At 66.8% G+C, this 21,506-nt stretch carries 23 protein-coding genes; 13 read left to right on the forward strand and 10 right to left on the reverse strand.

Annotation, left to right across the window (positions count from 1 at the left end; translation table 11 throughout):
• Positions 1 to 5 precede the first annotated feature (5 nt).
• The 8 genes from amaA (at position 6) to PVZ72_RS04070 (ending at position 9,513) form a co-directional block, all read left to right on the forward strand.
• Complete coding sequence (amaA, locus tag PVZ72_RS04035; RefSeq protein ID WP_273861270.1) at positions 6 to 1,283, forward strand: L-pipecolate oxidase; 1,278 nt, start codon at positions 6 to 8, stop codon at positions 1,281 to 1,283.
• Positions 1,284 to 1,777: 494 nt separating this feature from the next.
• Complete coding sequence (locus PVZ72_RS04040) at positions 1,778 to 2,899, forward strand: branched-chain amino acid ABC transporter substrate-binding protein (protein ID WP_058792644.1); 1,122 nt, start codon at positions 1,778 to 1,780, stop codon at positions 2,897 to 2,899.
• Positions 2,900 to 2,995: 96 nt separating this feature from the next.
• Positions 2,996 to 3,910: an ABC transporter permease subunit gene (locus PVZ72_RS04045; RefSeq protein WP_007162639.1), complete on the forward strand. Its 915-nt coding sequence runs from the start codon at positions 2,996 to 2,998 to the stop codon at positions 3,908 to 3,910.
• A 4-nt stretch (positions 3,911 to 3,914) separates the two neighbouring features.
• Positions 3,915 to 5,195, forward strand: coding sequence for a high-affinity branched-chain amino acid ABC transporter permease LivM (gene livM / locus PVZ72_RS04050; protein ID WP_133863054.1), 1,281 nt, complete (start codon positions 3,915 to 3,917; stop codon positions 5,193 to 5,195).
• Complete coding sequence (locus tag PVZ72_RS04055; RefSeq protein ID WP_273861271.1) at positions 5,192 to 6,067, forward strand: ABC transporter ATP-binding protein; 876 nt, start codon at positions 5,192 to 5,194, stop codon at positions 6,065 to 6,067. Before livM ends, PVZ72_RS04055 begins: the two co-directional genes overlap by 4 nt.
• Positions 6,064 to 6,780 (forward strand): ABC transporter ATP-binding protein, encoded by a 717-nt coding sequence (locus PVZ72_RS04060; protein WP_007162636.1) that lies wholly within the window; start codon positions 6,064 to 6,066, stop codon positions 6,778 to 6,780. The genes PVZ72_RS04055 and PVZ72_RS04060 overlap by 4 nt, the downstream gene beginning before the upstream one ends.
• A 2-nt stretch (positions 6,781 to 6,782) precedes the next feature.
• The gene (gene lhpI, locus PVZ72_RS04065; RefSeq protein ID WP_273861272.1) at positions 6,783 to 8,504 is read left to right on the forward strand and encodes a cis-3-hydroxy-L-proline dehydratase; all 1,722 of its coding nucleotides are present in this window, start codon (positions 6,783 to 6,785) and stop codon (positions 8,502 to 8,504) included.
• Between the two features lie 250 nt (positions 8,505 to 8,754).
• Positions 8,755 to 9,513 (forward strand): SDR family oxidoreductase, encoded by a 759-nt coding sequence (locus PVZ72_RS04070; RefSeq protein WP_158893757.1) that lies wholly within the window; start codon positions 8,755 to 8,757, stop codon positions 9,511 to 9,513.
• 9 nt (positions 9,514 to 9,522) lie between these two features.
• Here PVZ72_RS04070 and PVZ72_RS04075 read toward each other — a convergent pair whose 3' ends face one another.
• The 3 genes from PVZ72_RS04075 to PVZ72_RS04085 form a co-directional block, all read right to left on the reverse strand.
• Positions 9,523 to 10,233 carry an anti-sigma factor gene (locus PVZ72_RS04075; protein ID WP_187980459.1) on the reverse strand — a complete coding sequence of 237 codons (711 nt, stop codon included), beginning with the start codon at positions 10,231 to 10,233 and terminating at the stop codon, positions 9,523 to 9,525.
• Positions 10,230 to 10,757, reverse strand: coding sequence for a sigma-70 family RNA polymerase sigma factor (locus PVZ72_RS04080; protein WP_187980458.1), 528 nt, complete (start codon positions 10,755 to 10,757; stop codon positions 10,230 to 10,232). Before PVZ72_RS04080 ends, PVZ72_RS04075 begins: the two co-directional genes overlap by 4 nt.
• An 85-nt stretch (positions 10,758 to 10,842) precedes the next feature.
• Positions 10,843 to 11,370 carry a DUF3455 domain-containing protein gene (locus PVZ72_RS04085; protein WP_187980457.1) on the reverse strand — a complete coding sequence of 176 codons (528 nt, stop codon included), beginning with the start codon at positions 11,368 to 11,370 and terminating at the stop codon, positions 10,843 to 10,845.
• A gap of 258 nt (positions 11,371 to 11,628) precedes the next feature.
• On the opposite strand from PVZ72_RS04085, the gene PVZ72_RS04090 reads away from it, so the two are divergent.
• Positions 11,629 to 13,257 carry an ArnT family glycosyltransferase gene (locus tag PVZ72_RS04090; RefSeq protein WP_273861273.1) on the forward strand — a complete coding sequence of 543 codons (1,629 nt, stop codon included), beginning with the start codon at positions 11,629 to 11,631 and terminating at the stop codon, positions 13,255 to 13,257.
• 10 nt (positions 13,258 to 13,267) lie between these two features.
• Positions 13,268 to 14,524 carry a metallophosphoesterase gene (locus PVZ72_RS04095; RefSeq protein WP_273861274.1) on the forward strand — a complete coding sequence of 419 codons (1,257 nt, stop codon included), beginning with the start codon at positions 13,268 to 13,270 and terminating at the stop codon, positions 14,522 to 14,524.
• 4 nt (positions 14,525 to 14,528) lie between these two features.
• Here PVZ72_RS04095 and PVZ72_RS04100 read toward each other — a convergent pair whose 3' ends face one another.
• From PVZ72_RS04100 to PVZ72_RS04120, 5 genes are all read right to left on the reverse strand, one after another.
• Positions 14,529 to 15,101 (reverse strand): HupE/UreJ family protein, encoded by a 573-nt coding sequence (locus PVZ72_RS04100; RefSeq protein WP_187980454.1) that lies wholly within the window; start codon positions 15,099 to 15,101, stop codon positions 14,529 to 14,531.
• A 173-nt stretch (positions 15,102 to 15,274) separates the two neighbouring features.
• The gene (gene ureG / locus PVZ72_RS04105; protein ID WP_273861275.1) at positions 15,275 to 15,889 is read right to left on the reverse strand and encodes an urease accessory protein UreG; all 615 of its coding nucleotides are present in this window, start codon (positions 15,887 to 15,889) and stop codon (positions 15,275 to 15,277) included.
• 11 nt (positions 15,890 to 15,900) lie between these two features.
• The gene (locus PVZ72_RS04110; protein WP_187980452.1) at positions 15,901 to 16,572 is read right to left on the reverse strand and encodes an urease accessory protein UreF; all 672 of its coding nucleotides are present in this window, start codon (positions 16,570 to 16,572) and stop codon (positions 15,901 to 15,903) included.
• On the reverse strand, positions 16,569 to 17,069 hold the full coding sequence (gene ureE, locus PVZ72_RS04115; RefSeq protein WP_187980451.1) for an urease accessory protein UreE: 501 nt from the start codon (positions 17,067 to 17,069) through the stop codon (positions 16,569 to 16,571). Before ureE ends, PVZ72_RS04110 begins: the two co-directional genes overlap by 4 nt.
• 97 nt (positions 17,070 to 17,166) lie before the next feature.
• On the reverse strand, positions 17,167 to 17,859 hold the full coding sequence (locus PVZ72_RS04120; protein WP_273861276.1) for a TetR family transcriptional regulator: 693 nt from the start codon (positions 17,857 to 17,859) through the stop codon (positions 17,167 to 17,169).
• A gap of 116 nt (positions 17,860 to 17,975) precedes the next feature.
• Here PVZ72_RS04120 and pcaQ point away from each other — a divergent pair, with 116 nt between their 5' ends.
• The 3 genes from pcaQ to pcaG all read left to right on the forward strand — a co-directional run bounded on the left by pcaQ (position 17,976) and on the right by pcaG (position 20,346).
• The gene (gene pcaQ, locus PVZ72_RS04125; protein ID WP_133863067.1) at positions 17,976 to 18,899 is read left to right on the forward strand and encodes a pca operon transcription factor PcaQ; all 924 of its coding nucleotides are present in this window, start codon (positions 17,976 to 17,978) and stop codon (positions 18,897 to 18,899) included.
• Between the two features lie 99 nt (positions 18,900 to 18,998).
• A complete protein-coding gene (gene pcaH, locus PVZ72_RS04130) occupies positions 18,999 to 19,724 on the forward strand; it encodes a protocatechuate 3,4-dioxygenase subunit beta (protein WP_007162622.1) in 726 nt (241 codons plus the stop codon).
• Positions 19,725 to 19,734: 10 nt separating this feature from the next.
• Positions 19,735 to 20,346: a protocatechuate 3,4-dioxygenase subunit alpha gene (gene pcaG, locus PVZ72_RS04135; RefSeq protein ID WP_187980449.1), complete on the forward strand. Its 612-nt coding sequence runs from the start codon at positions 19,735 to 19,737 to the stop codon at positions 20,344 to 20,346.
• Positions 20,347 to 20,406: 60 nt separating this feature from the next.
• On the opposite strand, the gene coq7 is transcribed toward pcaG, so the two are convergent.
• Complete coding sequence (gene coq7, locus PVZ72_RS04140) at positions 20,407 to 21,054, reverse strand: 2-polyprenyl-3-methyl-6-methoxy-1,4-benzoquinone monooxygenase (protein ID WP_187980448.1); 648 nt, start codon at positions 21,052 to 21,054, stop codon at positions 20,407 to 20,409.
• A gap of 40 nt (positions 21,055 to 21,094) precedes the next feature.
• Positions 21,095 to 21,436 (reverse strand): histidine triad nucleotide-binding protein, encoded by a 342-nt coding sequence (locus PVZ72_RS04145; protein ID WP_017642985.1) that lies wholly within the window; start codon positions 21,434 to 21,436, stop codon positions 21,095 to 21,097.
• Positions 21,437 to 21,506: the final 70 nt, after the last annotated feature.

The raw sequence follows: 21,506 nt of genomic DNA on the forward strand, positions 1-21,506 counted from the left end.
AGAGAATGCAGTTGCGTGAAGAGTGCCTGTGGGAGCGGTTGTATCCGGCGGTGCCGGGGGCGTCGTTGCAGGGCGAGCGTGACACCGAGGTCTGCGTTATCGGCGGTGGCTATACCGGCCTGTCCACCGGCCTGCACCTGGCGCAGGCCGGGCGGCGGGTGGTGCTGCTGGAAGCCCATGGCGTCGGCCATGGCGGCTCCGGACGCAATGTCGGACTGGTCAATGCCGGCATGTGGATCCCGCCGGACGAAGCCGTGGCGACCCTGGGGCCGGAGGTCGGAGAGCGCCTGCTGGGCGTGATGGGCGATGCGCCGAGTCAGGTATTCGGTCTCATCGAGCGCTATGGCATCGATTGCCAGCCGCGCCGCGCCGGCACTCTGCACATGGCGCACAGCGCCAAGGGCCTGGCCGATCTGGGGCAGCGTGCCGAGCAATGGCAGCGGCGCGGTGCCCGGGTCGAGCTGCTGGAGGGGGAAGCCTGTTACAGCGCCTGCGGCACGCGCGACATCAGTGGCGCACTGCTCGATCATCGCGCCGGCACCCTGGTGCCCATGGGTTATGCCCTGGGCCTGGCCAGGGCGCTGCGTCAGGAAGGCGGCGAGCTGTTCGAGCGGAGCGCGGTACAGCGCCTGCAGCGGGTCGGCGAACGCTGGCAGGTGGAAACCCCACAGGGACGAGTCACCGCCGACCAGGTGGTGATCGCTTCCAATGCCTACACCGAAGGCGAGTGGACCACTCTGCGGACGCAATTCTTCCCGGGCTACTACTACCAGGTGGCCTCGCGGCCGCTCGGTCCGGAAGCGGATTTCATCCTGCCCCAGGGCCGTGGTTCCTGGGATACCCGCACGGTGCTCAGCAGCATCCGCCGCGATGCCGATGGCCGTCTGCTGCTGGGCAGTCTCGGCAACATGGCGGGGCGGCCGGCCGGCTTCATCCGCGCCTGGGCCGATCGTATCCAGCGGCACTATTTCCCGGCGCTCGGAAAGGTCGAGTGGGAGTGCAGCTGGACGGGCCGTATCGGCTTCACGCCCGATCATCTGATGCGACTGTTCGAGCCGGCGCCGGGGTTGCTGGCGGTGTCCGGCTACAACGGTCGCGGGGTGACCACGGGCACGGTGGTGGGGCAGGCCTTTGCCCGCTATCTGTGCAGCGGCGATCGCCACGACCTGCCGCTGCCCCTGGCGTCGCTGGATGCCAATCCGGTCGGCCAGTGGCGCAGTCTGATGTACGAAGCCGGCTTCACCCTCTATCACGCGGGGCAGTGCCTGCGCGTGGTGCTCTAGCGACCCCGCCATACCCGCTGTCACCGGCCCTCGGGCCGGGCGATAACGCCCCGAAGCGGCCGATTTGCGCATCTAGACCTGTGCAAGTCGGCCGCTTTTTCATGGCTGTTCATAACCGCCAGCAGGCTGAGAGAACGGCGGATTTCCCAGGGGCCTGAGGCCGCAGGATCATGGTTACTTTGGTGGCACAGTGTGGGGACGGTGTTACGTTTTGGTGCGAAACAGGTGCAACCGGGTTGCTATCTGGTAACAAACCGCTGCCTTTTGCCTGTTCCGCTGCTACCGCTTTGCAGAATTATCCAGACTAATGAGCCAGTTAAGACAAAAGTCTAAGGCGTAGTCGAGTCCACTGGCAGCAGCCCTCGCCGCCCGCAAACGAAGGTTTTGGCTCATCGCGGTGGCGGCAAATGGCCTTTGCGCCCGATACACAGCTGGGTGATGGCACAGGCTTTGCTCCGGCGAACAGGCCAACCACCCTCTGGAGCACACCTCCCATGTCGAAGATTTACAGAAAAGGCATTCTGGCTCTCGCTATCGGTTCTGCGTTCACTCTCTCCTCCCTGGCGCATGCCGACATCGTGATCGGTGTCGCCGGTCCCTACACCGGGGCCAGTGCCGCCTATGGCGAGCAGTTCTGGAAGGGGGCTACCCAGGCCGCGGCGGACATCAACGCCGCCGGTGGCATCAATGGCGAGAAGATCAAGCTGGTGCAGGGTGATGACGCCTGCGAGCCCAAGCAGGCCGTGGCCGTGGCCAACCGCCTGGTGGACTCGGAGAAGGTCAAGGCCGTGATCGGCCACTTCTGCTCCTCCAACACCATGCCCGCCTCGGAGATCTACGACGAAGCCGGCATCATCTCCATCACCCCGGCGTCCACCAACCCCAAGATCACCGAGCGTGGCCTGACCGGCGTGTTCCGCATGTGCGGACGTGACGACCAGCAGGGCATCGTGGCCGGCGACTACATCGTCGATACCCTCAAGGCCAAGAAGGTCGCCATCATCCACGACAAGGACACCTACGGTCAGGGCCTGGCCGACGCCACCAAGGCGCAGCTCAACAAGCGCGGCGTGAAAGAGGTGCTCTACGAGGGTCTGACCCGCGGCGAGAAGGACTTCAACTCCCTGGTCACCAAGATCCGTGCCTCCGGCGCCGACGTGGTCTACTTCGGCGGCCTGCACCCCGAAGCCGGTCCGCTGGTACGCCAGATGCGCGAGCAGGGCGTGACCGCCAAGTTCGTCTCCGGCGACGGCATCGTCTCCGCCGACCTGGTCACCACCGCCGGTGGCGCCCAGTACACCAAGGGCGTGCTGATGACCTTCGGCGCCGACCCGCTGCAGAACCCCGCCGGCAAGACCGTGGTGGAAACCCTGCGCAAGTCCGGCTACGAGCCCGAGGGCTATACCCTCTACTCCTACGCCTCGCTGCAGGCCGTGGCCGCCGCCTTCAACGGCATCAAGGGCACCGACGGCGCCAAGGCCGCCGAGTGGCTGAAGTCCCACAGCGTCAACACCGTACTGGGTGAGAAGAGCTGGGACAGCAAGGGCGACCTCAAGGTCTCCGACTACGTGATGTACGAATGGGACGACAAGGGCAAGTACCACCAGCTGCCCTGATCCTCGCGTGAATCCGCCAGCCGCCACCTCGTCTCCGCCCCAGGACGAGGCGGTGGCTGGCGGCCCTCGTCATCCATCCAGCGCGAGACTGCAAACGTGGACGGTATCTTCCTGCAACAACTGGTCAACGGCCTGACCCTGGGCTCGGTCTACGGACTTATCGCCATCGGCTACACCATGGTCTATGGCATCATCGGCATGATCAACTTCGCCCACGGCGACGTGTACATGGTGTCGGCCTATCTCGCCGCCATCGGCATCGCCCTGCTGAGCGTGTTCGGCCTGCATTCCTTCCCGGTGCTGATCCTCGGCACCCTGATCTTCACCGTGGTGGTCACCTCCGTGTACGGCTGGGCCATCGAGCGCATCGCCTACAAGCCGTTGCGCAACTCCACGCGCCTGGCCCCGCTGATCTCGGCCATCGGCATGTCGCTGATCCTGCAGAACTACGTGCAGCTCGCCCAGGGCGCGCGCCAGCAGGGCGTACCGACGCTGCTCGACGGCGCCCTGCGCCTGCACATCGGCGAAGGCTTCGTGATCATCACCTACACCAAGATCTTCATCATCCTGGCCTCCATCATCGGCATGGGGCTGCTCACCTACGTGATCCAGAAGACCACCCTCGGTCGCATGTGCCGGGCCACCCAGCAGGATCGCAAGATGGCGCAGATCCTCGGCATCAACACCGACCGGGTGATCTCCTACGTCTTCATCATCGGCGCGGCCATGGCGGCGCTGGCCGGGGTGCTGATCACTCTCAACTACGGCACCTTCGACTTCTATGCCGGCTTCATCATCGGCATCAAGGCCTTTACCGCGGCGGTGCTCGGCGGCATCGGTTCGCTGCCCGGCGCCATGCTCGGCGGGATCATCCTCGGCATCTCCGAAGCCCAGTTCGCCAGCCTGGTGAACTCGGACTACAAGGACGTCTTCAGCTTTTCGCTGCTGGTGGCGATCCTGATCTTTAGGCCCCAGGGGCTGCTCGGCAAACCCCAGGTCACGAAGGTGTGAATCCATGAGTCAGACGTCTTCCTCCTTCGATCTCAAGGTCGTGCTGCGCGACACCTTCATGGTCGGCCTGGTCTCGCTGATCCTGTTCGGCCCCATCGTCGGCATCGTGCTCGACGGCTATGGCTACAACGTCCAGCCCGGCCGCGTCGGCATCATGGTCGCGGTAGTCATGGCCGGTCGTTTCCTGCTCAGCCTGTTTGGCCAGACCGCCAAGGGCCGCGACTGGATCGAGTCCTTCAAGCGCAACGACGGTGGCGTCCACGTGCTGCCGCCGGGACACAAGTCCAACCTCAGATTCATCCTGCCCATCATCATCCTGGTGGCCATCGCCTTTCCCTTCCTGGCCACCAAGTACTGGCTGACGGTGATCATCCTCTGCCTGATCTATGTGCTGCTGGGCCTTGGCCTGAACATCGTGGTGGGCCTGGCCGGTCTGCTCGACCTCGGCTACGTCGGCTTCTATGCCATCGGCGCCTACGGCCTGGCGCTGGGTTACCAGTACCTCGGCCTGGGCTTCTGGACCATGCTGCCGCTCGCTGCGGTGCTGGCCGCGGTAGCGGGGGCGATACTGGGGTTCCCGGTGTTGCGCATGCACGGGGACTACCTGGCCATCGTTACCCTCGGCTTCGGCGAGATCATCCGCCTGGTGCTCAACAACTGGCTGGAAGTGACCAAGGGCCCCAACGGCATCGCCGCGCCTTCGCCGACCTTCTTCGGCATCGAATTTGGGCGTCGGGCGAAGGAGGGCGGGGTACCCATCCATGAGCTGCTGGGCATCAGCTACAACCCCAACGCGACGATGATCTTCATCTACACCGTGCTGTTCCTGGTGGTGCTGCTGGTGCTCTACATCAAGCACCGCCTGACCCGCATGCCGGTCGGTCGCGCCTGGGAAGCCCTGCGCGAAGACGAGATCGCCTGCCGCGCCATGGGCCTGAACCATGTGCTGGTCAAGCTCTCGGCCTTCATGATCGGTGCCTCCACCGCCGGCCTGGCCGGGGTGTTCTTCGCCACCTACCAGGGCTTCATCAACCCGGCCTCGTTCAACTTCTTCGAGTCGGTGCTGGTGCTGGCCATCGTGGTGCTGGGCGGCTTGGGTTCCACCGTCGGGGTGGTGGTCTCAGCCTTCGTCATGACCCTGCTGTTCGAACTGCTGCGTGAATTCGGCGACATCCGCATGCTGGTGTTCGGTGTGCTCATGGTGGTGATGATGATGTGGCGGCCGCGTGGCCTGATCCGTATCGCCCGCAGTGGCTTCGCGATTCGCAAGGGAGTGGCGCCGTGAGCGACAGCATTCTGACCGTAAAGGGTCTGGGCATGAGATTCGGCGGCATCAAGGCCCTCTCGGACGTGAGCTTCGAGATCCAGCGCCAGTCCATCACCGCGCTGATCGGCCCCAACGGCGCCGGCAAGACCACGGTGTTCAACTGCCTGACCGGCTTCTACAAGGCCACCGATGGCGAGATCCGCCTGGACACCGCCAACGGTCGCTCGACCCGCGTCGGCAAAATCATGGGCGAGCGCTTCCAGGCGGCCGACTTCGTCAATCCGGTGCAGTTCGGCAGCCGGCTCTGGTACAAGATGTTCGGCGGCACTCACCTGGTGAACCGCGCCGGTCTCGCCCGCACCTTCCAGAACATCCGCCTGTTTAAGGAGATGTCGGTGGTGGAGAACCTGCTGGTGGCGCAGCACATGCAGTGCAACCGCAACCTCATCACCGGCATCCTCAACACCCCTGGCTATCGCCGCGCCGAGGAAAAGGCGCTGGACACGGCCTTCTACTGGCTGGAGGTAGTGGACCTGGTGGATCACGCCAACCGCCTGGCCGGCGAACTCTCCTACGGTCAGCAGCGCCGTCTGGAAATCGCCCGCGCCATGTGTACCCGTCCGGAGATCGTCTGCCTGGACGAACCCGCCGCCGGCCTCAACCCGGCCGAGACCGAAGCCCTGGCCGGGATGATCCGCCTGTTGCGCGACCAGCACCGCATCACCGTGGTGCTGATCGAGCACGACATGGGCATGGTGATGAACATCTCCGACCACATCGTGGTGCTGGATCATGGCCAGGTCATCGCCCGTGGCCTGCCAGCCGACATCCGCAACGATCCCAAGGTCATCGCCGCCTACCTCGGCGCCGAAGAAGAGGAGGTGGCATGACCACGCCGATCCTGGAATTTCGCAACGTCGACGTCTTCTACGGGCCGATCCAGGCCCTGAAGAGCGTCTCCCTGTCCATCAACGAAGGCGAGACGGTGAGCCTGATCGGCTCCAATGGCGCCGGCAAGTCCACCCTGCTGATGTCCATCTTCAGCCAGCCCCAGGCGCGCAATGGGCAGATCCTCTACCGGGGCGAGGACATCACCCGCAAGAACGCCCACTACGTGGCCTCCAACGGCATCGCCCAGTCGCCGGAGGGGCGCCATGTGTTCCCCGACATGACGGTCGAGGAGAATCTGCTGATGGGCACCATCCCCATCGGCACCCGCTGGGTGGACGAGGACATGCAGCGCATGTTCGAGCTCTTCCCGCGCCTCAAGGAGCGCCGCAACCAGCGCGCCATGACCATGTCCGGCGGCGAGCAGCAGATGCTGGCCATCGCCCGGGCGCTGATGGCGCGACCCAAGCTGCTGCTGCTCGACGAGCCCAGCCTGGGCCTGGCGCCCATCGTGGTGAAGCAGATCTTCCAGATCCTGCGCGAGCTGGCGCAGAGCGGCATGACCATCTTCCTGGTAGAGCAGAACGCCAACCATGCCCTGCGCCTGTCCGACCGTGCCTATGTGATGGTCACCGGCGAGATCCGCATGAGCGGCAGTGGCCAGGAATTGCTGGCCAATCCCCAGGTGCGCGAAGCCTACCTGGGCGGCCACTAGCGGTGGCGGCGGTCCGCGGTCGCTGTCTGGTCGCGGGCCAGGCCCGGGGACGCCTGGCCTGGGCGCCCCTGGGGCTGAGTTTCTGGGGTGGCGTCGATCCGGCCAGCGGCCGGGTGATCGATCGCCACCATCCCCTGCACGGCCTGGAACTGGCCGGACGCATCCTGGCCATTCCCAGCGGTCGTGGTTCCTGCACCGGCAGCGCCGTGCTGCTGGAGCTGTTGCTGGCGGGCCGCGGGCCGGCAGCCTTGCTGCTGGCCGAGCCGGACGAGATCCTCAGCCTGGGTGCCATCGTCGCGGAAGAACTCTTCGGTCGCTCCCTGCCGGTCGTCAGCCTGGGCGCCGAGGCCTTCGCGGCCCTCGCCGGGCAGGACGAGATCGCGGTAAACGATGGCTGGGTCGGCGCGCCCGGAGAGCGCTTTCCCGGCACCGCTACCGAAGCCCCTGCCGCTTTGCAGCTCAGCGCGACCGACCGGGCCAAGCTGGCGGGCGCCGAGGGCCAGGCCGTGCAGGCGGCGATGAAGATCCTGGTGCGCATGGCGCACCTGCAGGGCGCTCGCGAATTGCTCGACATCACCCAGGCCCATATCGACGGCTGCATCTACACCGGCCCGGCCAGCCTGGCCTTCGCCCAGCGCCTGGTGGAGTGGGGCGGTCGGGTACGGGTGCCCACCAGCCTCAATGCGGTATCGGTGGATCAGCGTCGCTGGCGTGCGCAGGGCGTGGCGCCAGCGTTGGGCGAACCGGCCAGCGCCCTGGCCGAGGCCTATGTGGCCCTGGGCTGCCGTCCCACCTTCACCTGTGCGCCCTATCTGCTGGACAGCGCTCCGACCCTGGGCGAGCAGGTGGTCTGGGCCGAATCCAATGCCGTGGTCTTCGCCAACAGCGTGCTGGGGGCGCGCACCCAGAAGTACGCCGACTTCCTCGATATCTGCACCGCCCTGACCGGTCGAGCACCCCTGGCCGGCTGCCATCTGGACAGCGGCCGCCGCGCGGGCAAGGTCTTCCGGATCAGCGTACCCGAGGGCCATGACGACGCCTTCTATCCGCTGCTCGGCTACTGCATCGGCCTGCGTTCGCCCACCCGGATCCCCGCGGTGCTCGGGCTGGAACAGGCCCAGCCCAGCCGCGACGATCTCAAGGCCTTTGGCGCCGCCTTCGCCACCACCTCGGCGGCGCCGCTGTTCCATCTGGTCGGGGTGACGCCCGAGGCGCCGATCCTGGCCGCGGTCGCGGCGCCCGAGCTGGAGGTCGAGGACATAGATCTGGCGGACCTGCGCCAGGCCTGGGCCGAACTGGACAGCGCCGCTGCGCGCGAGGTGCAGCTGGTGGCCCTGGGCAATCCACATTTTACCGCCGAGGAATGCCAGCGCCTGGCCGAGCTCTGCCGCGGCCGGCAGCGGCATCCCGCGGTGGCCCTGGTGATCACCCTGGGGCGAGACGTGCGCGCCGCGGCCGAACGGGCCGGTAGCCTGGCCGAGCTGGAAGCCTTCGGCGCCCAGCTGGTAGGGGACACCTGCTGGTGCATGCTCGGCGAGCCCCTGGTGCCGCCCGCGGCCCGTACCCTGCTGACCAATTCCGGCAAGTTCGCCCACTACGGCCCGGGCCTTACCGGTCGCGAGCTGCGCTTCGCCGGCCTCGCCGCCTGTGTCGAGGCGGCCTGCACCGGACTGGCGCCGGCCGAGCCGCCCGCCTGGCTGGTACGCGCGGACTTATCCACCTGAAGCCCGGTCCGGGTTCTGTACAGGAATTCCGTGGATCGTCCTGTGGATAAGCTTGGCATAGCCGGGCGTGAGGCCCGGCGCACCTGGCCTGGCGGAAACTGTTCAAAAATTCGCCAATGCGCGGAAAACCGTGCAATTCCAAGGCGTTATAACTGATCTGCTGGATTCCCGGTGATCTGAGTATTCGCCTGACCAATGACCCTGAGCTATCGTGGGCCTCGGCCAAACTCCCTCGCAGAAGGAATCTTTCATGTCTTCGATCTTCATCACCGGCGCCACCTCCGGCTTCGGCGCCGCCACCGCTCGCCGCTTCGCCAAGGACGGCTGGTCGATCGTCATCACCGGCCGCCGCGAGGATCGCCTGCACGCCCTGGCCGAGGAACTGTCCGGCCAGGCCAAGGTGCTGCCGCTGGTGCTGGACGTCCAGGATCGCGCGGCCGTGGAAGCGGCGGTCGCCGGCCTGCCGGAGGAATTCAACCAGTTGCGCGCCCTGGTCAACAATGCCGGTCTGGCGCTGGGCAACACGCCGGCGCAGAGCTGCGACCTGGACGACTGGGACACCATGGTCGATACCAACATCAAGGGCATGCTCTATTGCACCCGTCTGCTGTTGCCGCGACTGATCGCCCATGGCGCCGGCGCCGGCATCGTCAACCTGGGCTCGGTCGCGGGTGACTATCCCTATCCGGGCAGCCACGTCTATGGCGCCACCAAGGCCTTCCTCAAGCAGTTCAGCCTGAGCCTGAGATCCGACCTGCTCGGTACCGGGGTGCGGGTGACCAACATCGAGCCCGGGCTGTCGGAAAGCGAGTTCTCGGTGGTGCGCTTCGGTGGCGACAAGGCCAAGGCCGATGCCGTCTATGCCGGCACCGAGCCCCTGACGCCGGACGACATCGCCGAATCCATCCACTGGACGCTGAACCAGCCCAGACACGTCAACATCAACCGCATCCAGTTGATGGCGACCTGCCAGGCGTTCAACAACTTCAACATCCACCGCCAGAGTTAAGGGCGCTCGCTAGAGCACCTTCACTGCCCGGCCGATGAACTGGATCGGCCCGGTGGGTCGGCCGGTGGGCGAGCCGCCCTGGTCTTCCAGGGTGAGTTCGAACAACTGGTTGGCTTCCAGCGGCGGCAGCCGGTCCAGCGGTACCTGCAGAGTACGCCCAGGCTGGACCAGACCCAGAGATACCGGGCCCTGCCAGGCATCGGCCTTGGTCCAGAATTGCAGGGTCTTGCCGCTCGGCACGGCATCGCGCCCCAGCGGAATCAACTGCAGGTCATGGGCGCTGGCAGTCTGGATCACCCAGCCGGGCGTGCGATCGCTGGGCGCCGCCAGCACCACCAGGTAGCTTGGCGTGGGTACCGGGCGCAGCAGTAGCAGCACCGCGAGCACCAGACTGGCGGCCAGCCCTGCCGCACTCAGACCCTGCCAGAGCGCCAGCCGTTGCCACAGCGACTCGCGCCGGATGACGACCCGGGTGTCGGCCTCACCCAGACTGCGCTCGATGCGCGGCCAGAGATTCGCGCCGGGCTCGACGGGTGGCACCCGCTCGGCCAGCGGCTGCAGGCGCGCCTCCCAGCGCGCCACGGCGGCGGCCAGCAGGGCGTCCGTCGCCAGCGCAGACTCCACGCGACGACGCTCTTCGGCGTCCAGGGTACCGAGCACGTATTCGCCGGCCAGGCGTTCGCGTTTTTCGTCCGGGGGCAGGGTGGCGTCGCTGTTCATGTCATGCACTCCCTGAGCGCCTTGAGACCACGCGTGATCCAGCTCTTCACCGTACCCAGGGGTGCCTGCAGGCGCTGGGCGATCTCGCCATGGGAGCAGCCGTCCAGGTAGGCGGCCAGGATGGCCTCCCGCCGCGGTGCTTCCAGGTTCTGCAGGCAGCCCTCCAGGCGGCGGCCGTCGGCCTCTCGCGCCGGATCGGCAGACTCGGCCAGGGGTTCCCAGCTGTCCGCCAGGGGCACGAGGCGCTGCCGATCGCGCAAGGCGTTGAGCGCCAGGTTGCGGGCCACGCTGCACATCCAGCCACGCGCCGAACCGCGCTCCGGGGCGAACCCGGCGGCGCCGCGCCAGATGCGCAGAAAGGCATCGTGGAGGATGTCCTCGGCCAGCCCGCGATCGCGCACCAGGCGCAGGACGATACCCAGCAACAGCGGCGCCTCGTTCTGATAGAGGCGCTGCAGGGCGGCGCGCTCGCCCCGGGCACAGGCGGCGAGCAGGGTGGCTGGATCGGGGGAACGTTCGGTCACGAGGGCGCGCGCCAGGCTGGGGACGCCAGGGTGGCGACCGGATCAGCCGAGCCTAGCCGATCCGCTCCTGGCTGTCCCCCGGACCTCAGCCCTTCTTCCAGAACAGATAGTCGGCCTGGTAGTTCACGGTCTGCTGTTCGCCCTTGTTGGCCGAGGTGCAGGCCTTCGCCGGCGCGACGCCACCCTTGAGCGCGGTGCGCTGGATGTAGGTGGTGCCCTGGAAGGCGCCCTTGCCTTCGGCGGGCGCGGCCTCCACCAGCTGATAGGGCAGGTTGCCGGCGCCGGCGGGAGCGACGGCCAGTTGCTTGCCGACCACCTTGGAGCCATCGCTTGCTTCCCAGGTCGCGGGCGGACCGTAGTAGCGCCCCACCTGCTTGCCCTGGCGATCATGCAGGTCGGCCTTGGGGCCGACAAAGAACCACTCGGTCTGGCCGGGCATGTCCTTCTTGTCGCGGCATTCGTAGACGATGGTGCCCTTGCCCACGGTTTCCAGCATCAGGCTGTTGCCGGCGGGCACGCGGACGGCCTCGGGCAACTCGCCCTGGGCCAGCAGCGGGGTGCTCAGCAGGGCGGTCAGGACCAGGATGCTGCAACGGCTGGAGGTGTTGTTCATGCGCTTGCTCCGGATTGAGAGGGGGCACAGTCGGTTGGACTGTAGGGGCTATACCCGGCAGCCGGCGCTTTGGATGCAGCTGTCATGAAAAATCTTCAATTCATCGGCATAGTCGCGACCGCCTCATCGCCGAACCGCTCTGTCCTGGGGTTCCTGTCAGCCTGCCGTCAGCCTGGTTTCAGCGATCCCTAAGGTTGTTCGGCGATAGTGGCGCCGAGGCGCGAGCCCGTCCTTCCCAGCCTGCCGGAGTCCTGCCGCGTGTCGTCCATCCCGAGTCTGGCGCGCCTGCGCCTGGAAAGTCTGGCGCTGTGTCTGCTGGCGGTGCCCCTGTTCACCCTGGGGCTGTGGGAGCAGCCCTTCATTGGCTTCGACGGCCGCTTCGCACTCTTCGCCCAGGAGATGTTTCGCCACGGGGCCAGTGCCTTCCCGACCAGCTACGGACAGCCCTATCCGGACTATCCCGCCACTTCGACGCTGCTGATAGACGTCTTCGCCCAGCTGTTCGGCGAGGTCAATCGCCTGGCCACAGTGATTCCCACCGCGCTGGCCTCGGCGGCCATCGTCGGGCTGCTCTATCGCCTGCTGGCCGAGCGGTCCCGCGCCTGGGGCCTGCTGGCGGTGCTGGTGCTGCTGCTCACCAACGGTTTCCTGGCCAAGGCCCGTTCGATCTGCCTCGATCAGTTCGTCACCCTGGCGGCGCTGGGCTGCTTCTATCTGCTGTGGAGCGCCGACCAGCGCGGCCTGTCCCGGCGGCGCGCCCTGGTGTTCCTGTGCATGGCCGCCGGCTTCGCCGTGCGCGGACCGCTGGGGTTGATCGAGCCCTGTGGCGTGGTCTGCGTCTACTGGCTGGTGCAAGGTGACTGGCGGCGCAGCTTTGGCTACGGGCTGGTGGGCGCCGTGGTGCTGGCGCTGTGCTGCGCCCTGCTGTTCGGCCTGGCCTGGCGTACCGGCGGCCCGGCCTTCGTCGAAGACGTGCTGCGCATGCAGGTTTCCGGGCGGCTGGACGACACCGACGGTGCCGGCTATCCCTGGTGGTACTTCCTGCAACTGGGGCTCTATCGCTATGCGCCGGCCTTTCCCCTGGCACTGCTGGCCTTGCCGACGCTGAGGCACCACTGGCGGCTGCGCCAGACCCAGGCGGACAGCCGCCTGCTGCTCCAGCTGGCCGGCTTCGCCACGCTGATCCTGGTGGCCCTGTCGATACCCACCTTCAAGAAGCCCTATTACATCCTGCCGGCCATCCCGGCCTGCGCCGCCCTCGGCGCCTGGGTGCTGCTGCAGGGGCAGGGTGCCCTGGCCTGGGTACGGCGGCTGTTCCTGCCGCTGCTGGTGATCTTTCCGCTGGTGCTCGGGGTGCTGGTCAAGCTGCAGCAGCCCAAGCTGCAGGCCGCGGGCTGGTGGCCTGAACTGGATTTGCGCTTCCTGCTGGGCGCCTTCGCCATCCTGACGCTGTTCGCCCTGGTGGCCGCCTGGCGCGAGCGCGGCGCCTTCCGCCTGGGCATGCCCCTGGCCGCGGCAGCCCTGGCGCAATGGCTGCTGGTGGTGCTGGCACTGGATCCGATGCAGGCGCTGCGCTACGACACCCGCGCCTTCGTCACCCGTTTGGAAAGCCTGCGCCAGGGGGAGCCCGGGCAACTGGTGTTCCTTGGCCTGGGCCAGGACACCAAGGCCTTTCGCTACCTGATGAATCTGGATTACGACGTGCCCTTGCCGACCTTCCTCGATATCGGCCAGGCGGCGCAGCTCGCCCAGGTCGCCCGACCCGCCTATGTGCTGCTCGACGCCGACAGCCAGGCGGCCCTGGCCGGCACTCCGCTGGCCAACCGCCGACCGGTATTGGAAGGCCGCTTCAACGACAACCGCTGGCAGGCCTACTACCTGCCCTGAGGCCGCTGTGATGACCGATTCACCCGATTTCAAACGTCGCCGGCTGTGCCTGGCGCTGGCCGGTCTGCCGCTGCTGGCCGCCTGCAAGCCCACCCAGCGCTACCGCCTGCCGGAACACCGCGCACTCTGGTTCGAACGGCATACCTTCGCGCCGCTGGCGCCGCTGCCGTCGCGCAGCAGCTTCCTGCTCGGTGTCCTGCCGGATACCCAGTACTACAGCGAGAACAACCACGAGATGCTGCCCAATGGCCGGCGGGTGGAGCGCTATGGGCACCTGGGCTATCCGCCGGCACTGGCCTTTCATGCCCAGACCCATTGGCTGGCGCACAACGCTGCGGCGCTGAACCTGCCGTTCGTGGTGCACCTGGGCGATCTGGTGGAAAACGCCGAGCAGCGTGGCGAATGGGCCCTGGCCAGTCACGCCATGGCACGGCTGGAGCAGGCCGGGGTGCCCTACAGCGTCATGACCGGCGACCATGATGTCGTCGAGCTCTACACCGAGGATCGCCTGCGTGACGGTCGCGAACTCTTCACCCAGTACTTCGGCCGCGAGCGGGCGGCGCGCCAGTCCACCTTCATCGAACGCGATGTCACCGGCCTCAACGAGGCCCATCGTTTCTCGGCACTGGGGCAGGGCTTCCTGCTGCTGACCCTGGACTGGTGTCCCTCGGACCAGAGTCTGGACTGGGCTCAGGGCATGCTGAATCGCTATCCGCACCTGCCGACCATCCTGGCCTCGCACAACATCGTCGATCTGGTGAACGGCCAGGCCGTGCTCTCCACCCGGCGCAACGACACCGGGGTGCGGCTATGGAATCGGCTGATCCGCCGCAACGACCAGATCTTCCTGACCCTCAACGGCCACAACCACGGCAGCGGTCATCTGCGGCTGACCAATGACCTGGGCCATCCGGTGGATCTGCTGCTGATCAACTACCAGACCGAATACGCCGGCGGCAACGGCCTGCTGCGCCTGCTGGAACTGGACCTGGCGCGGGGCCGGCTGGAGGCCTTCACCTATTCGCCCTGGGTCGCCTATCGGCAGCAGAGCGGCGACCTGCCGGTGCGGCTGGGCAGCGATCCGCGCGACACCTATTCAGCCGAGGTGCTGGCACCCCTGGCCTCGCCGCAGTTCGACAACAGATTCGTGCTCGAGGTGGATTTCGCCACACGCTTCGCCGGCTTTGGCGGCTATACCGCGCAGTTGCCGGCGGTGGCGGAAGAGGGTGTGCTGGCGCGACTGCGCCAGCAACTGGGGATCGCCTGACGGATCAGGCGGCGAGCAGCCAGCCCCCGGCCACAGCGGTGGCGACGCCGGCTAGTCGCACCAGCGGCGTGGCCGCCTGGGGCAGGTAGCGCACCACGGCATAGCCCAGGCCATGCAGGGTGGCGGTGGCGGCGACGAAGCCCAGGGCATAGGCCCAGGGATTGCCCATCTCCGGCAGCTCCAGACCATGGGCCACGCCATGGAACAGCGCGAAGGCGGCGGTCAGGCCGACGGCGGCGGCCACCGGCGGACGGGCGGCCAGGGCCACCAGCAGGCCCAGCGCCAGCACCGAGGCGGCGATGCCGGTCTCGAGCAAGGGCAGCTCCAGCCCGGTGAAGCCCAGCAGGCCGCCGATCAGCATGGTGCCGACAAAGGTGCAGGGCAGCGCCAGGCGCGCCTTGCCCTGCTGCTGGGCGGCCCAGAGACCCACGGCGAGCATGGCCAGCAGGTGGTCGAGACCGGTCAGGGGGTGCAGCACCCCGGCGGCCAGGCCATTCTCGGCATGACCCGGATGGGCAAAGGCCAGGGCCGGGGCGAGCAGCAGGGCGGCGGTGGCGAGGATCTTGGCGTGTTTCATGGGGGCTCCTTGAGTGATGAAATCCTGGACTCATAACCTGCTCACGACCTGCTGCGCGTCGGCCAAACGGCGTTGAAAAGTCCTTCGGAATGCTCATTTACCATTTGTAAACTCCGCTTCCTCAGGCCTTTTCGCCTTGTTTGTCTCTAGCTCGCGAGGTCGTGAGCAGGTTCCTAGGCGGCGGTCAGCAGACCCAGCTTCTCGATGAAGGCGATGATCTCTTCCAGGCCCACACCGGTCTTCTGATTGCTGAAGACGAAGGGCTTGTCGCCGCGCATCTTGCGGGTGTCGCGATCCATCACCTCCAGGGAGGCGCCGACCTGCTCCGCCAGGTCGATCTTGTTGATCACCAGCAGATCCGACTTGCAGATGCCGGGGCCACCCTTGCGCGGCAGCTTGTCGCCGGCCGAGACGTCGATGACGTAGAGGGTCAGGTCGGACAGCTCCGGGCTGAAGGTGGCGGACAGGTTGTCGCCGCCGGACTCCACTAGGATCAGGTCCAGGCCGGGAAAGCGGCGGTTGAGCTGATCCACCGCTTCCAGGTTGATGGAGGCGTCTTCGCGGATGGCGGTGTGCGGACAGCCGCCGGTCTCCACGCCCAGGATACGCTCGGGCGCCAGGGCTTCGTTGCGCACCAGGAAATCGGCGTCCTCGCGGGTGTAGATGTCGTTGGTCACCACCGCCAGGTTGTAGCGCTCGCGCAGGGCGCGGCAGAGGGCCAGGGTGAGGGCGGTCTTGCCGGAGCCGACCGGTCCGCCGATACCGACGCGCAGGGGTTGGGTAGTCATCAGGAGATCTCCTAGGAACGGAACAGGCGGCTGTACTGCCGCTCGTGGGCCATGCTGCTGAGGGCCAGGCCGAAGGGGGCGCCGCCCCAGGTCGCTTCGGGCAGGGCCGCGGCGTGCTCGGCCACGGCGGTCAGGGTCGGCAGCAGAAGGGAGGTGAGGCGCTGGGCGGCTTGCTGGCCCAGCGGCAGGGTTTTCATCAGTACCGCCAGCTGATTTTCCAGCCAGGTCCACAGCCAGGCGTCCAGGGCGGCCCGGGGGGCGATGGCCCAGGCCCGGGCGGCCAGCGCCCAACCCAGGGCGAAGGTCGGGGCCAGCTCGCCGAGCAGACGGCGGCTGGCGTCATCCAGCTCCGGCAGTCCGAGCAGCAGCTGCGCCAGGGAATAGCCGGTCTGGCGACTTTCCAGCTGGAATTCCGCGGTCTCGCGACTGGCACGGTGACGCTCGGCCAGCGCGCCCAGGCGAGTCCAGTCGCCCTCCGCGGCGGCTTGGCAATGGGCCAGCAGCAGCGGCGCCTCGAAGCGGGCGAGATTGAGTTCGAGGCTGTCACGCAGCCAAGTCTCGGCCTCCACCGCGCTGCGGATCAGGCCGCTGTCGATGGCCAGTTCCAGTCCCTGGGAATAGCTGTAGCCGCCAATCGGCAGCTGGGGACTGGCCAGGCGCAGCAGGGCGAAGGGCGAATTCACGTGCGCACGCCGAAGTGGTGCAGCTTGGGTGCGTAGTTGAAACCTTCCTCGCCATGGCGCGAGTGATGGTGACCGCCGCCGTAGGCGCCGTGCTCGGGCTGGAAGCCGGCCTCGATCTCGCTGACCCGGGCGCCGAGCTGCTCCAGCATGGCCTTGAGCACATAGTCGTCCAGCAGCCGCAGCCAGCCGTCACCGATCTGCAGGGCGACGTGGCGATTGCCCAGGTGGTAGGCGGCGCGGGTCAGTTCGAAGGCGCTGGCGCAGGTCACATGCAGCAGTTTTTCCGGCCGGGCGACGATGCGCACGATGCGGCCATCGCGGGCTTCCAGACAGTCGCCATCGGCCAGCGGCGGTTGTCCGCGTTCGAGGAACAGGCCGACGTCTTCGCCAGCGCTGGTGGTGGCTCTCAGGCGACTCTTGCTGCGGGCGTCGTAGGTGAGGTGGAGTTCGGCGTCCCAGGTATCCCGGGGTGCGCAGCGGCTTTGGACGACCAGCATGGCAGGACTCTTGGCAGTTTTGCCCAGCTCTACAGCAAGGGGCCTGCCAAGGCGCGCAAGTCGCCTGGTTCTGGGGCGCTGAAAGTTGACCTGGCGATCAGTTTGCTCTTATTTGGTGCGCCATTGCATCGGCTAGCAGGGCGACGCCCTCCTTTGGGGCATTGGTGCGCTCGCCGCGCCGCCAGTGCTTACTACCGATCAGGATCAGCTTGAGTTGCTGCACCATCTTCGCCGCCGGCCACAGCGGTGGCGGTGTGGTCAGCGGCGGCGGATCGATCAGCTCCGGCAGGGTGGCGAATACCGTCTTCACCACCAGGTCGGCCAGGACATCGATCTGCGACGGACTCAGATGGGGCAGCCGACCCAGGGCGAGCAGGTCGCGGGCCAGGTCCTGGGTGATGCGCTGGCGCAACTCGGCAATGGCCTGGCGCACGGCCTGGGAGCCGCCGTATTGCTCACGGGCGAGAAAGAGGAACTGATCGCGGTTGTCGCTCACGGCGCCGAGAAAGATCTCCACCGAGGCCTCGATCATGCCGCGCTGCTGCAATTCGTGATGACGCACCTGGCGCAGGGCGTCGCGGAAGGTGTCGCCCACCTCGGCCACCAGGGCCAGGCCGAAGGTTTCCATGTCGCTGAAGTGGCGATAGAAGCCCGCCGGGACGATGCCGGCCTGGCGACTCACCTCGCGCAGGCTGAGACTGCCGAAGCCGCGGCCGCTGTTCATCAGCAGGCGCGCCGATTCCAGCAGCGCCTGGCGCGTTTGCAGCTTCTGCTGGGCACGGATCGACATGGAGAGATTCCGGAAGAGAAGGCGGCACTGTAGCAAAGGATGCCCCTGCTGACTCCAAGGGTTTTCCACGACCGCCGGGTGGTAGTCTCTGGCCCGAGCCTTGCCTTGAGAGCGTCATGAATCTCGACAACCGCATCAAATTCCGGCATCTGCTGTGTTTCCTGGAGATCGCCCAGCAGCGCAGCTTCGCCAAGGCGGCCGATGCCATCGCTGTATCCCAGCCGGCCATTTCCAAGACCATCCGCGAACTCGAGGAGATTCTCGAGGTGCGCCTGTTCGAGCGTGGCAAGGGCGAGGTGACCCTCACCGAAGCCGGCCTGCTGTTCCTGCGCCATGCCGGTCCCTGCGTCCAGGCCCTGCGTGAGGGAATGGAACTGGTGCGCGGCGGCGAGGCCGGTGGCCTGGTACGGGTCGGGGTCCTGTCGACGGTGGAAAGCCAGGTACTGCCCGAGGTCCTGGCGCGGCTGCACGAGCGGCACCGGCAATTGATCGTCAACGTCGCCACCGGCCCCAGCGCCTACCTGCTGGGTCAGCTGCGAGTCGGCGATCTGGATCTGGTGGTCGGTCGCATGACCGACAGTCCCGACATCCACGGTCTCGACTTCGAGCACCTCTATACCGAGGCCCTGACCCTGGTGGTCCGTCCGGGGCATCCGCTGAGCCAGGCGCTGCCGGCGGACCTGGCGACCCTGGCGCGCTATCCCCTGGTGCTGCCGTTGCCCGGTACCACCATCCGCCGCCACGCCGAGAGTCTCTTCGTGCAATGCGGTATCCCACTCAGTCCCCAGCGGCTGGAAACCCTGTCGCCGACCCTCAGCCGCCAGTATGTCCGCCAGAGCGAGGCCCTGTGGATCGCTCCGCGGGATGCAGTGCGTCGCGACCTGGCCAGCGGCGAGCTGATCGAGGTGGAGCTTGGCGTCCGCGAAGCCGGCGGCTCGGTCGGCATCTGCCGCAATGGCAGCGTGTCCCTGTCGCTGGCCACCCAGAGATTCTGCGACGTCCTGCGCGAGGTGGCCGGCGAGTTGACCCTTAACCATTAGGTTATGGGTCAGGGCGCAGCTTTCAATTCAGCCAGGCGGCGACCTGGGCCACACTGGGACCAGCCAGTCTTGGCCCCGATCCTTCCGTGGAGCATTCCAATGCATAACAAGCCCCACGACGTTCGCTACGTCGCCCGTGATCGCACCTGGCATCCCCAGGCCTATACGCCCGCCTACAAATCCTCGATTCCCCGCTCACCGCGCCAGGCGCTGGTCAGTCTGCAGCACCAGACCGCGTCCGAGCGCAGCGGCCCGGACTTCTCGCGGTTGCCGCTCGGGCCGCACGACAACGACCTGCTGCTCAACTTCGGCACCGGTCAGTTGCCCCAGGGCGAACGCATCATCCTGTTCGGCACCCTGCGTGACCAGTTCGGCAAGCCGGTGCCCAATTCCCTGGTGGAGATCTGGCAGGCCAATGCCGGGGGTCGCTACCGGCACAAGAACGACGTCTACCTGGCACCGCTGGACCCCAACTTCGGTGGCGTCGGCCGCACCCGTACCGACAGCCAGGGCAACTACGTCTTCCGCACCGTCCGCCCGGGTCCCTATCCCTGGCGCAACGGCAGCAACGACTGGCGTCCGGCGCACATCCACGTCTCGGTCATGGGTCCGGCCATCGCCACCCGGCTGATCACCCAGCTCTATTTCGAGGGCGATCCGCTGATCCCGCTGTGCCCCATCGTCAAGTCCATTGCCGATCCTGACGCGGTGCAGACCCTCATCGCCCGCCTGGATATGAGCATGGCCAATCCCATGGACTGCCTGGCCTATCGCTTCGACATCGTCACCCGCGGCGCGCGGCAGACGTTCTTCGAACATCACTGAGGACGCCGACATGACCCCCAACCGCCACGACCTGCTACCGGAAACCCCCTCCCAGACTGCCGGCCCCTATGTGCATATCGGCCTGGCCCTGGCCGCCGCCGGCAATCCCACCCGCGCGGTCGAGATCTGGAACGAGCTGGCCAGTCCCGATGCTCCCGGCGAGCACATCCTGCTCACCGGCCAGGTGTTCGACGGCAACGGCAACCTGGTGCGCGATTCCTTCCTGGAGTTCTGGCAGGCCGACCATGAGGGTCAATACGACCCGGTCTACGACGTGGAAAAGGCCTTCAACGGCTTCGGTCGCACCGCCACCACCTTCGACGCCGGTGACTGGACGCTGCACACCATCAAGCCCGGCCAGGTCGCCGACCAGCGCGGCCAGCCCATGGCGCCGCACATCAACGTCACCCTGTTCGCCCGCGGCATCAACATCCACCTGCAGACCCGCCTCTACTTCGACGATGAAGCCGAGGCCAACGCCCGCTGTCCGGTCTACAACCTGCCGGAGCCGGAGCGCCGCCCCACCCTGCTGGCGCGCCGTTGCGAAATCGATGGCCGCCTGGCCTATCGCTTCGACATCCATCTGCAGGGTCCGCAGGAAACCGTCTTCTTCGATATCTAGCGTTGCAGACAGCAAAAAGCCCTGCCGAGGCAGGGCTTTTTCGTGGGCGCCAACCGCAGGTCAGATGCGGTAGGTGGTCTTGGTCATCACCTTGGACACCAGGCTCATGCCGTATTTGACCGGCGTGGGAAAGCGCCAGCCACCGGCCGCCAGGGCGTGCTCGGCATGTTGCTCTTCGTCGATACGCATCTGTTCCAGCACCGCACGGGACTTGGCGTCGGCTGCCGGCAGCGTGTCCAGGTGCTCGTCCAGATGGCGGCAGACCTGATCCTCGGTGGCGGCGACGAAGCCCAGACTCAGGCGATCGCTGATCAGCCCGGCACCGGCGCCGATCCCGAAGGACAGGCCATAGAACAGCGGATTGAGCAGGCTGGGGCGCTCACCCAGGGCACGGATGCGCTGCTCGCACCAGGCCAGGTGATCAATCTCTTCGTCTGCCGAACGCTCCATTTCCTCCCGGACTTCCGGCAACTTGGCAGTCAGCGCCTGACCCTGGTACAGCGCCTGGGCACAGACCTCGCCGGTGTGGTTGATGCGCATGAGGCCGGCCGCGTGACGACGTTCCTCGTCGCTCAGCTCGGCATCCTTGAGTGGAATGGCCGGCGAGCTGCGCGTGGGAGCGCCACTGAAGGGCGTCAGGGTACGCAGAGCGGTATCGGCCTGGATCAGCAGTCGATCGAGGGGGGAGTAGAGGCGCTTGGATCTCAAGGTGATCTCCTTGGCGGGCGAAGGGAGGAGAGAACGTGGCTCAGCCCGGAGGCCAGGTCATCTGCCGCTTGCCCAGCACATGCATATGGATGTGATAGACCGTCTGGCCCCCCAGGGCGTTGCAATTCATCGCGACGCGGAAGCCTTCTTCGCAGCCCTGCTCCTGCGCCAGGCGCTGGGCGGTGAAGAGGATATGGCCGGCGAGCTGCTTGTCATCGGCCTCGCTGAGGTCGTGCAGGGTCGCGATGTGCTTCTTGGGGATGACCAGAAAGTGCACGGGCGCCTGCGGGGCGATGTCATGGAAGGCCATGACCTGATCATCCTCGTAGAGCACCTTGGCCGGAATGTCCCCGGCGACGATCTTGCAGAACAGACAATCCACGTCGATCTCCTGCTGGCTGAATAGACCTTGAGTGTACCAGCGGCTACCGCCCACCGGCAGGTTCGACTGG

It is taken from the genome of Pseudomonas sp. LA5 (assembly GCF_028640825.1).
GTDB lineage: Bacteria > Pseudomonadota > Gammaproteobacteria > Pseudomonadales > Pseudomonadaceae > Chryseomonas > Chryseomonas aestiva.

Coding starts and splice junctions, on each gene's coding strand:
- pcaH (WP_007162622.1), top strand. CDS start 18,999: ATGCATAACAAGCCCCACGACGTTCGCTACGTCGCCCGTGATCGCACC.
- ureE (WP_187980451.1), bottom strand. CDS start 17,069: ATGCTGGTCGTCCAAAGCCGCTGCGCACCCCGGGATACCTGGGACGCC.
- pcaQ (WP_133863067.1), top strand. CDS start 17,976: ATGAATCTCGACAACCGCATCAAATTCCGGCATCTGCTGTGTTTCCTG.
- livM (WP_133863054.1), top strand. CDS start 3,915: ATGAGTCAGACGTCTTCCTCCTTCGATCTCAAGGTCGTGCTGCGCGAC.
- PVZ72_RS04075 (WP_187980459.1), bottom strand. CDS start 10,233: ATGAACAGCGACGCCACCCTGCCCCCGGACGAAAAACGCGAACGCCTG.
- ureG (WP_273861275.1), bottom strand. CDS start 15,889: ATGACTACCCAACCCCTGCGCGTCGGTATCGGCGGACCGGTCGGCTCC.
- PVZ72_RS04085 (WP_187980457.1), bottom strand. CDS start 11,370: ATGAACAACACCTCCAGCCGTTGCAGCATCCTGGTCCTGACCGCCCTG.
- amaA (WP_273861270.1), top strand. CDS start 6: ATGCAGTTGCGTGAAGAGTGCCTGTGGGAGCGGTTGTATCCGGCGGTG.
- PVZ72_RS04095 (WP_273861274.1), top strand. CDS start 13,268: ATGACCGATTCACCCGATTTCAAACGTCGCCGGCTGTGCCTGGCGCTG.
- pcaG (WP_187980449.1), top strand. CDS start 19,735: ATGACCCCCAACCGCCACGACCTGCTACCGGAAACCCCCTCCCAGACT.
- PVZ72_RS04070 (WP_158893757.1), top strand. CDS start 8,755: ATGTCTTCGATCTTCATCACCGGCGCCACCTCCGGCTTCGGCGCCGCC.
- PVZ72_RS04060 (WP_007162636.1), top strand. CDS start 6,064: ATGACCACGCCGATCCTGGAATTTCGCAACGTCGACGTCTTCTACGGG.
- PVZ72_RS04040 (WP_058792644.1), top strand. CDS start 1,778: ATGTCGAAGATTTACAGAAAAGGCATTCTGGCTCTCGCTATCGGTTCT.
- PVZ72_RS04120 (WP_273861276.1), bottom strand. CDS start 17,859: ATGTCGATCCGTGCCCAGCAGAAGCTGCAAACGCGCCAGGCGCTGCTG.
- PVZ72_RS04100 (WP_187980454.1), bottom strand. CDS start 15,101: ATGAAACACGCCAAGATCCTCGCCACCGCCGCCCTGCTGCTCGCCCCG.